The sequence below is a fragment of the Streptomyces sp. NPDC059957 genome, assembly GCF_042730015.1.
Lineage (GTDB): Bacteria > Actinomycetota > Actinomycetes > Streptomycetales > Streptomycetaceae > Streptomyces.
This window is the reverse complement of sequence record NZ_JBHWMB010000005.1, coordinates 205970-215130: the sequence shown is the minus strand read 5'-3', so window position 1 is coordinate 215130 and position 9161 is coordinate 205970. Positions and strand designations below refer to the sequence as shown.

The 9161-nt window shown below is 73.4% G+C and carries 8 protein-coding genes; all 8 read right to left on the bottom strand.

Annotation, left to right across the window (positions count from 1 at the left end):
• Positions 1-80: 80 nt before the first annotated feature.
• On the bottom strand, positions 81-2369 hold the full coding sequence (locus tag ACFWBW_RS05865; RefSeq protein ID WP_385368734.1) for an ArnT family glycosyltransferase: 2289 nt from the start codon (positions 2367-2369) through the stop codon (positions 81-83).
• Positions 2369-3634 carry a glycosyltransferase gene (locus ACFWBW_RS05860; RefSeq protein ID WP_385368732.1) on the bottom strand — a complete coding sequence of 422 codons (1266 nt, stop codon included), beginning with the start codon at positions 3632-3634 and terminating at the stop codon, positions 2369-2371. Before ACFWBW_RS05860 ends, ACFWBW_RS05865 begins: the two co-directional genes overlap by 1 nt.
• 25 nt (positions 3635-3659) lie before the next feature.
• Positions 3660-5384 (bottom strand): sensor histidine kinase, encoded by a 1725-nt coding sequence (locus ACFWBW_RS05855; protein ID WP_385368730.1) that lies wholly within the window; start codon positions 5382-5384, stop codon positions 3660-3662.
• Complete coding sequence (locus tag ACFWBW_RS05850; RefSeq protein WP_385368728.1) at positions 5384-6151, bottom strand: response regulator transcription factor; 768 nt, start codon at positions 6149-6151, stop codon at positions 5384-5386. Before ACFWBW_RS05850 ends, ACFWBW_RS05855 begins: the two co-directional genes overlap by 1 nt.
• A 76-nt stretch (positions 6152-6227) precedes the next feature.
• Positions 6228-7109: an amidohydrolase family protein gene (locus ACFWBW_RS05845; protein WP_385368726.1), complete on the bottom strand. Its 882-nt coding sequence runs from the start codon at positions 7107-7109 to the stop codon at positions 6228-6230.
• Complete coding sequence (locus ACFWBW_RS05840; RefSeq protein WP_385368724.1) at positions 7090-7431, bottom strand: antibiotic biosynthesis monooxygenase family protein; 342 nt, start codon at positions 7429-7431, stop codon at positions 7090-7092. Before ACFWBW_RS05840 ends, ACFWBW_RS05845 begins: the two co-directional genes overlap by 20 nt.
• A gap of 105 nt (positions 7432-7536) precedes the next feature.
• Positions 7537-8430 carry a DUF2797 domain-containing protein gene (locus tag ACFWBW_RS05835; RefSeq protein WP_385368722.1) on the bottom strand — a complete coding sequence of 298 codons (894 nt, stop codon included), beginning with the start codon at positions 8428-8430 and terminating at the stop codon, positions 7537-7539.
• Positions 8431-8654: 224 nt separating this feature from the next.
• Positions 8655-9020, bottom strand: a complete 366-nt coding sequence (locus tag ACFWBW_RS05830; protein ID WP_254381969.1) for a PH domain-containing protein — start codon at positions 9018-9020, stop codon at positions 8655-8657.
• Positions 9021-9161 lie beyond the last annotated feature (141 nt).

Sequence of the window (9161 nt, the reverse complement as noted above, 5' to 3'; positions counted from 1 at the left end):
GGACGTACGTGGTCGCCTCGGCAGTGCGGCCAGGCGCGGTGCCAGGCGTCGCGGGCCCGGCAAGATCCGAAAGAGACGACCTAGGGGGTCGTGGACGCCTGCGAGGTGCGTGCGGTGAGGTCGTAGAAGGTGGCTCCGCCGATGGTGGAGGCCTTGAAGTTGGCCTTGACCCAGGTCTCGATGGAGCTGCTCACACCCCCGCCGGGGCCGCCCCCGCCACGGGTCGCGGTGCCGGTCTCGGCGGCGCCGCCCGCTTCACCGGCGGCTGCGCCGCCATCGGCTCCCGTACTGCCCTGGCCGATGAAGTAGTGGATCTTCCCGGCGCTCACGTACGCCTTGAACTGCTCCAGGGTCGGAGAGGGGTCGCTGCCGTTGAAGCCGCCGAGGGCCATCACCGGCTGCTGCGAAGCCAGCTGGTAACTCGCGGCGTTCTGCGAGCCGATGGCCGCCGCCGCCCACGTGTACCGGTCCGCGTCGGCGCGCAGCGCGGCCGTGGCCTCGGCGCTGGTCCTCGTCCCGCCGAGCAGGCCGCCCATGCCGCCGCCTCCGCCACCGCCCATGCCTCCGCCGGTTCCGCCCGGGCCGCCGCCGTCGGTCCGGCCTGTCCGGCCGCCGTCAGTGGTCTGGTTGCCGCCGGGGGCCTGGCCGCCCTGCGCCTGACCGCCGGGGGCCTGCCCGCCCTGGGACTGGCCCCCGGGAGCCTGGCCGCCCTGGGCGGTTCCGCCCGGAGGCATGCCCTGCGGTGCGGCTCCGCCACCGGGCATCCCGCCGCCGCCCGGCATCTCGAAGCGCATCCCCCCGCCGCCACCGGGGCCGCCGCGGCCGCCCGCGACCGCCGGGCCCGCCGTGACGATCGAGCCCGTGTGCGCGGTGGTCACCGTGGTCAGGCAGTACGCGAGGGGTCCGGCCAGGGCCACGCCCAGGCCGACTGCCGCAATGCCGAGTGCGGTGCGGCGGCCCAGCCGCGCGGTGAACGGCAGCAGCAGGGCCGTGCCGAGTCCGACAGCGAGGACCGACCAGCGCAACCACGGCACGTACTCCGCGGAGCGGCCGAGCAACACGAAGGCCCAGTACGACGTGAGAGCGAGGGTCCCCGAGAGCGTGAGGGAGGCGGCCCGGCTGCCCCGCTCCTCCCACAGGACGGCGATGCCCATGCCGATCAGGGCGGCGATGTAGGGGGCCAGGGCGACGGTGTAGTACTCGTGGAAGATGCCCTGCATGAAGCTGAAGACCACCGCGGTGATCAGCAGCGCCCCGCCCCAGGCGAGGAAGGCCGCGCGGGCCATGCCCTCCAGGGAGTCGGTGGCCCGGCGGGCCCGCCAGGTGACCACGAGGCCCGCGACGAGCAGGATCAGCGCGGCGGGCAGCAGCCAGCCGATCTGACCGCCGATGTTCGAGGAGAACAGCCGGTCGATGCCGGTCTCTCCCCAGCCACCGCCACCGCCACCGCCGCCGGGGCCACCGGTCATGCCCTCGGCGGCCGTACGGGCTCCACCGCCGACGCTGCCGGTCTCCTCGCCGTTGATCCGGCCGAGGCCGTTGTAGCCGAGGGTCAGTTCCAGGAAGGAGTTGGTCTGCGAGCCCCCGATGTACGGGCGGGAGGAGGCGGGCCACAGTTCGACGATCGCCACCCACCAGCCGCCGGCCAGGACCATCGCGAGCGTGGAGAGCAGCAGCTGCCCGAGGCGCCTGCGCAGCCCGGTCGGCGCGCAGACCGCGTACAGCAGGGCGAGGGGCGGCAGGATGACGAAGGCCTGCAGGGTCTTGGTCAGGAAGGCGAAGCCGACCGCGACCCCGGCCCAGACCAGCCACTTGGTGTGCGCCCCGTCGAGGGCCCGGAGCACGCAGTACACGGTGACCGTCATCAGCAGGGTCAGCAGTGCGTCGGGGTTGTTGAAGCGGAACATCAGCGCGGCCACCGGCGTGAGCGCGAAGACGGCTCCGCTGATCAGGGCCGCCACCGGGCCGAACTGGCGGCGCACGGAGGCGTAGAGCACGGCGGCCGTGCCGACGCCCATGAGGGCCTGCGGGACCAGGATCTGCCAGGCACCGAGCCCGAAGAGCCGGACGGACAGCATCATCGGCCACAGCGCGGCCGGGGGTTTGTCGACGGTGATGGAGTTTCCGGCGTCGGAGGAGCCGAAGAAGAAGGCCTTCCAGCTCTCGCTGCCCGCCTGGACGGCGGCGGAGTAGAAGGAGTTGGCGTAGCCCGAGGCCCCCAGGTCCCAGAGCAGCAGGACGGCGGTGGCCAGGAGCAGCCCGAGGAAGGCGGGGCGTTCCCAGCCGGGCCGCGCGGCGTGCGCCCGGGTCGCCCTGTGGGACGGGGAGGCCGGGGACGGCGGATGGAGCGGTAGCGCTGCCGTGGTCATCAGGAGTCGTCCTTCGCGGGAGTGGCGCGCCGCTCGGGGAAGACCCAGGCGCGGAAGAGCAGGAACCGCAGCACGGTGGCGGCGAGGTTGGCGGTGACCAGGACGGCCAGCTCGGTGCTGTGCCCCGGCGTGGCGCTGGCGGCCCCGAGGGCGGCGAGCGAACCGCTCGTCAGGGCCAGTCCGATGGCGAACACCACGAGCCCCTGGGCCTGGTGGCGCACGGCGCGGGCCCGGCCGCGGACGCCGAAGGTGAGCCGGCGGTTGGCCGCGGTGTTCGCGACGGCGGAGAGCAGCAGCGCGGCGGCGTTGGCGAGCTGGGGGCCGGCGGCGGTCCGGGCCGCGGAGTAGAGCAGCAGGTAGAGGAGGGTGGACAGGGCTCCGACCACGCAGAAGCCCAGGAGCTGGCGGGCCAGCCCGCGCGGCACCCCGGGCAGGGCGGTGCGGTCGCGCGGGTCGTCTCCGAAGGGGCGGGCGAGCCGGTCCAGCGGGAGCGCGCCGACCGCCAGTGCCCGGCCCACCCGCCAGACGCCCTTGAGGTCCTCGGCTGCGGTGCGGGCGATGTGGACGGTGGAATCGGGGTCGTCGACCCAGTCCACCGGGACCTCGTGGATCCGCAGCCCGGCGCGCTCGGCGAGGACCAGCAGCTCGGTATCGAAGAACCAGCCGGAGTCCTCGACGAGCGGCAGCAGCCGGGTCGCGACCTCGCGGCGGATCGCCTTGAAGCCGCACTGGGCGTCGCTGAAGCGGGCGGAGAGCGAGGAGCGCAGGAGCAGGTTGTAGGCGCGGGAGATGAACTCCCGCTTCGCCCCTCGGACCACCCGTGAGGAGCGGGCCAGGCGCGTGCCGATGGCGAGGTCGGAATGGCCGGAGATCAGCGGGGCGACCAGCGGCAGCAGGGCGTTGAGGTCGGTGGAGAGGTCCACGTCCATGTACGCCAGGACGGGCGCTTCCGAGTCCCCCCACACGGTGCGCAGGGCCCGGCCTCGGCCCTTCTGCTCCAGCCGGGTGCTGCGTACCCCGGCCACGGAGGCGGCGAGGGCGGCCGCGACCTCGGGGGTGCGGTCGGTGCTCGCGTTGTCGGCGATGGTGATGCGGAAGGGGTACGGGAAGGTCCGGGTGAGGTGCTCGTGCAGCCTGCGCACGCAGGGGCCGAGGTCCGTCTCCTCGTTGAAGACCGGGATCACCACGTCGAGGACGGGCTCACCCGGTTCGGGCGCGAGGGGCGCCCGTACCGGGAGCGCTCCGTGAGAGGTGTCGGTAGGCATGATCCGACCCTCTCGGGCCGGGCTGTCACCGCTGTGTGCTGACCCTGTGGCCTGTCTGTGAGTCCGGCCGCGCGGGGGCGGCGGGGGCTCCGCCGGTCGCCGGGTCGGCCAGGGGGAGCAGGACCTCGAAGGAGGTGTGGCCGGGGGCGCTGCGGACGCCGATGTGGCCGCCGTGGGCCGCGACGACGGCGGCCACGATGGCCAGGCCGAGGCCGGTGGAGCCCGCCGAGCGGGAGCGGGAGGCGTCGCCGCGGGCGAAGCGCTCGAAGACGTGGGGCAGCAGCTCGGGCGGGATGCCGGGGCCGTCGTCCTCGATCCGGAGCCGGACGGCGGATGTTTCACGTGAAACATGCGCCGTGACGGTGGTGCCGGGCGGGGTGTGCGTCCGGGCGTTGGCCAGCAGGTTCACCAGAACCTGCTGGATCCGGGCCGGGTCGGCGTGGACGGGCGCCGGCTCCTCCGGGAGTTCCAGGCGCCAGTGGTGGCCCTGGCCCGCGGCCCGGGCGTCACTGACGGCGTCCACGACCAGCGGGGCCAGATCCGTGTCGCAGGTGGACAAGGGGCGACCCGCGTCGAGCCGGGCCAGCAACAGCAGGTCCTCCACCAGACCGGTCATCCGGGTGGCTTCGGACTCGATGCGGCCCAGGGCATGCCGGGTGTCGGGGCCCGGCTCCTCGCGGCCCCGGCGGGTCAGTTCGGCATAGCCGCGGATCGAGGCCAGCGGGGTGCGCAGCTCGTGGCTGGCGTCGGCGACGAACTGGCGGACCTGGGTCTCGCTCTGCTGGCGTGCGGTCAGGGCCGAGGAGACGTGGCCCAGCATCCGGTTGAGGGCTGCGCCGACCTGCCCGACCTCGGTACGCGGGTCGGCCTCGGCGTCGGGGACCCGCTCGTGAAGGGCGGGCTCGCCGCTGTGCAGGGTGAGTTCGGAGACCCGGGTGGCGGTGGCGGCGACCCGGCGCAGCGGGCGCAGGGCGACACCGACCAGGACCTGTCCGGCGAGGGAGGCCGCGATCAGTCCGGCGAGGGTGACGAAGACCTCCACCGCGATCAGGGTGTGCACGGTGGAGTCGACGTCGGAGAGCGGGAATCCGATGACGATGCCGCCGACACTGCCGGCACTGCCGCCGCTGCTGCTGCCGGGCGCGGTCAGCACCCGGTAGCCGCCGAGGCCGGGCAGCTGCAGTTCGACCGGGTCGCCGGGGCGCCCGTCGGCGGCCTTGCGTGCGGCCCCGGCGAGGACGGAGGCCTGGGCCGGGGTGAGGGGCGGGCGGCCGGCAGACCCGGAGCCGGATCCGCCGACGGCCGCACTGCGTTCGCTGCGGACGCTCTCGACGGTCTTCCCCGCGCTGTCGAGGCGGACGCCGACGGCACCGAGCGGAGATCCGGGCCCCGTGACGACGTTGAGGTTGTTCTCCCGGGGGAACTTGCCCGGGCTGGGGCGGCTCGCCATCTGGACGGAGACGCGCAGCTGTTCGTCGACCTTGTCGACCAGGTACGAGCGCAGTGCGACGGTGGTGACGGTGCTGATGGCCGCGCCGACGACGGCGATGAGGGCCACCGCCGAGACGACGAGCCGGGTCCGCAGCGACCAGGGCCGCCGGCTCTGGCGGGGGCGGCGGGGGCCGGAGGGGCGCCCGGGGCGGCCCGGCCTGCGGGGACGGCGGGTGCGCGCGGGTGCTCGTACGTCCCCGGCTCCCGGTTCGGCCGCCTCGCGCGCACGGCCGGCCGGCCTGGGCTCGCCGGCTGCCACTAGTCGGCCGGCTTGATCAGGTAGCCGGCGCCACGGCGGGTGTGGATCATCGGCGGGAGGCCGGTTCCGCTCTCGAGCTTGCGCCGCAGGTAGGAGATGTACAGCTCGACGACGTTGGCCTGACCGCCGAAGTCGTACGACCACACGCGGTCCAGGATCTGCGCCTTGCTCAGTACCCGGCGCGGGTTGCGCATCAGGTAGCGCAGCAGCTCGAACTCGGTCGCGGTCAGGTGGACGTCCTGACCGCCCCGGATCACCTCGTGGCTGTCCTCGTCGAGGCGCAGGTCACCGACCTCCAGCACCGATCCGCCGCGCGCGGCCTGCGCCGCACCGGAGCGCCGGACCAGGCCGCGCAGCCGGGCGACGACCTCCTCCAGGCTGAAGGGCTTGGTGACGTAGTCGTCGCCGCCCGCCGTCAGACCGGCGATGCGGTCCTCGACGGAGTCCTTCGCGGTCAGGAACAGCACCGGGACGTGCGGGAGCTCCCGCCGCAGGCGGCCCAGGACGGCCAGCCCGTCCATGTCGGGGAGCATGATGTCGAGCAGGACGACGTCGGGCCGGAACTCCCGTGCCGCGCGCACCGCGCCCGCACCGTCACCCGCGCTGCGGACCTCGCAGCCCTCGTAGCGCAGGGCCATCGAGAGCAGCTCGGAGAGGGCGGCCTCGTCGTCGACGACGAGGACCCGGCACGGGCTGCCGTCGGGCCGCACGAGGGCCGTGTGGTTGCCGGTGGACGTGGACGCGTGGGATGTGGTCGTCGCAGTCATGCGTACACGCTGGCCGCCGCCCCTGAGAGCGCTCTTGCGTGAACCTGTGAATTCCCTGAGAAACCCCTCCCGCCCCTCAGGCCAGGTGGAAGAGCCGGGCACCGTTGTCGTGGCAGACGGCGCGCAGCCAGGCGTCGCCGAGGCCGAGCCGTTCGAGGGCTTCGAGCTGGTGCTCGTAGGGGTAGGGGATGTTCGGGAAGTCGGTGCCCAGCAGGATCCGGTCGCCGAGGTCGGCGAGCCGGCCGCGGTCCTGCGGCGGGAAGCCGCTGAACTGCTCCGAGAAGTCGGTGAAGGCCATCGTGGTGTCGAGGCGGACCTCGGAGTACCGGTCGGCGAGGTCGAGGAAATCGGCGTACTCCGGCATCCCCATGTGCGCGACGATCAGCGGCAGCCTGGGGTGGCGGGCCAGCAGCCGGGCGATCGGCTCGGGTCCGGTGTGCTTCCCCGGGACGGGCCCCGAACCACAGTGCACGACCGTCGGGATCCCGGCCTCGGCGAGGATCCCCCAGACCGGGTCGAGCCGGTCGTCGGTGGGGTCGTACCCGCCTACCTGGAGGTGGGCCTTGAAGACCCGGGCCCCCGCCGCGACGGCCTGACCGACGTACTCCCGCACCCCGTCCTCCGGGAAGAAGGTCGCGGTGTGCAGGCAGTCGGGGGTACGGGCTGCGAAATCGGCGGACCAGGAGTTGAGCCAGGCCGCCATGGCCGGCTTGTGGGGGTAGAGCATGGCGGTGAAGGCCCGGACCCCGAACTCCCGGAGCAGCGCGACCCGCTGCTCCTCCTCGTGCCGGTAGGTGATGAGCCATTCGACGCCGGTCAGGGGTCCGACCGCGTCGAAGTAGTCCCACACCTTGTCCAGCACCCGCTCGGGCATGAAGTGGGTGTGTACGTCGACCAGCCCGGGCACCCCGAGCCGTTCCCGGAACGCCCGGACGGCCTCAGCCGTCTTCGCGGACAAAGCCGTGGCTCCGCTCGACCGTCGCGATGTGCAGCGTGTAGCTCTCGTACCAGTCGGCGCGGCCCTGCTTCATCGCCGCCTGGTGCTCCATCTCCTGGCGCCAGAGTGCGAGGGACTCGTGGTCACGGAAGTAGGCCACGGTGATGCCGAGCCCGCCGGGCGTCCGCGCGGACTCGTAGCCGAGGAAACCCGGGTTGCCGCTGACGAGCTCGGTCATCCGGTCGAGCGTCTCGGGGTATCCACTGTCCTCGGGGGTCCGGACGCTGGTGAACACACTGATGACATAGGGCGGTTCGAAGGCCTGTACGGGCTTGATGGTCATGCCCACCACCCTCTGCGGCCGGTCCCTGGCATGTCCACCGGAAAACGGCCCGGACGGCCAAAGGGATCCAAGTTTTGACCTTGTCCCGCCACGCACCCGGTCGGGTCAGAACAGCCCGTCCTGGGCGGCGGCGGTGTCCCTCCCGGCACTCGGGATCCCCAGCACGGGCACATCGGCGACATCGTCCTCCCCGGGTGCCACCAGCTCCCACCCCGCGAGCAGCCGGGTGTCCACCACCAGTCCGTCGGCGAAGTGCAGATCCGGCCCGGCCGCCCCGAGGAGCCGGCCGGAGACGGTTCCGCCGGGCACCATCTCGGTGATCACCCGGGCAGGGGCGGGCAGGGCGTCGAGCCCGAACGCCCCTGCGTGGTCGGTCACCTCGCACTCCAGCCTCTCCAGCGACTCCGGCCACCCCTCCAGCGCGGCCGCCCGTGCGTGCAGGGCCGCGACCTCCGCCGCCCGCTCGGGTCCCGGCGGCACTTCTCCCCGCACGGACCGCTTACGGGCATAGGCGATCCGGTCGGGCACTCCGAGGGCGGCCCGCAGCAGCTCCTCGGTCCGGCGGGTGGCCATCAGCGGCCCGCGCCCCAGCCAGGCCCAGGCCACCGCCCCTTGCTCCAGCAGCCGGACGGACCCGCGCTCCTCGGCGGTGATGCCCACCTTGACCAGCCCGGCCCCGAACCAGGCGAGGTACACCCGGTAGGTACGCGGATCGCCGGCGTTGGTGTCGGCCGCCACCGAGAAGGAACGGTCCAGGCCGGCGCACTCGGGGCACTGGGCGTTCCCGGCCCGGCCGGGCACGGTCCGCCCGGTCGGGCACGGCGTCCGCCGTCCGGCCCGCCGGATGCCGAGGCAGTGGCGCTCTCCCCGGGCGGCGAAGGCGAGCGGCTGCCCGTACGCGAGGAGGCTGGTGCGCTCTCCCCGTCCCGGTCCCCGCCCGTACCAGCCCATGGCGGGCCGGCCGTCGTTCCACCGGAGGCCGGTGCACCACCAGGTCACAGGGGAAGCGGTCGCTCGAGGAGGGTCTCCAGGACGACGAAGGCCGCCGGCGCCGCGTACGGCCGGCCCGCGTCCTTCCGGCGGCGCTGGATCAGCGCCCGGTCGATGTCGTCCACCGCACTTCCTCCCGCGTCCCTGCAAGCCCCCGCCGAGACGCTACCCGATCCTGAATTCACCCCCGCGACCGAACGGGGCTCGGCCCGCCCCTCTCCTCCCCGGCCCGGCTAGCGGGCGACGAACTGCGTCAGGATCGCCTGGACCTCATAGATGTCGACGCCCTTGGTGAAGGTCTTCGCTATCGGCGCCGAGCTCCCGGAAAGCCATATCTTCAGCTCCGCGTCCAGGTCGAAGTGGCCGGCGGTCTCCACGGAGAAGTGCGTGATGCTCCGGTACGGAATCGAGTGGTACTCCACCTTCTTCCCGGTGAGCCCCTGCTTGTCGATGAGCACAAGCCTCCGGTCGGTGAACAGGATCGTGTCGCGGATGAGCAGATAGGCGGCGTGCACCTGCTCCCCCTGCCCCAGCAGCCGCGCGTACTCGCGGTGTGCCGACGCCGGATCCACTGCGTGCGCGTTCCCGAACAGTCCCATGTGAGCTCCCCCTGCTTTCCCGGCGGTGTTTCCCGGCGAGTCGATCTCCAAGAAAACGTATCCGGGCCGCCCGTCACCCCGCGTCCCCCGGCAGAGCCATCTCACCCCGTGGCTCCCCGGAGCCAGGCCTCATCACTGAGG

Excerpts from the sequence above, each read along its gene's own strand:
- ACFWBW_RS05865 (WP_385368734.1), bottom strand. The coding sequence starts at position 2,369 with ATGACCACGGCAGCGCTACCGCTCCATCCGCCGTCCCCGGCCTCCCCG.
- ACFWBW_RS05860 (WP_385368732.1), bottom strand. The coding sequence starts at position 3,634 with ATGCCTACCGACACCTCTCACGGAGCGCTCCCGGTACGGGCGCCCCTC.
- ACFWBW_RS05850 (WP_385368728.1), bottom strand. The coding sequence starts at position 6,151 with ATGACTGCGACGACCACATCCCACGCGTCCACGTCCACCGGCAACCAC.
- ACFWBW_RS05840 (WP_385368724.1), bottom strand. The coding sequence starts at position 7,431 with ATGACCATCAAGCCCGTACAGGCCTTCGAACCGCCCTATGTCATCAGT.
- ACFWBW_RS05830 (WP_254381969.1), bottom strand. The coding sequence starts at position 9,020 with ATGGGACTGTTCGGGAACGCGCACGCAGTGGATCCGGCGTCGGCACAC.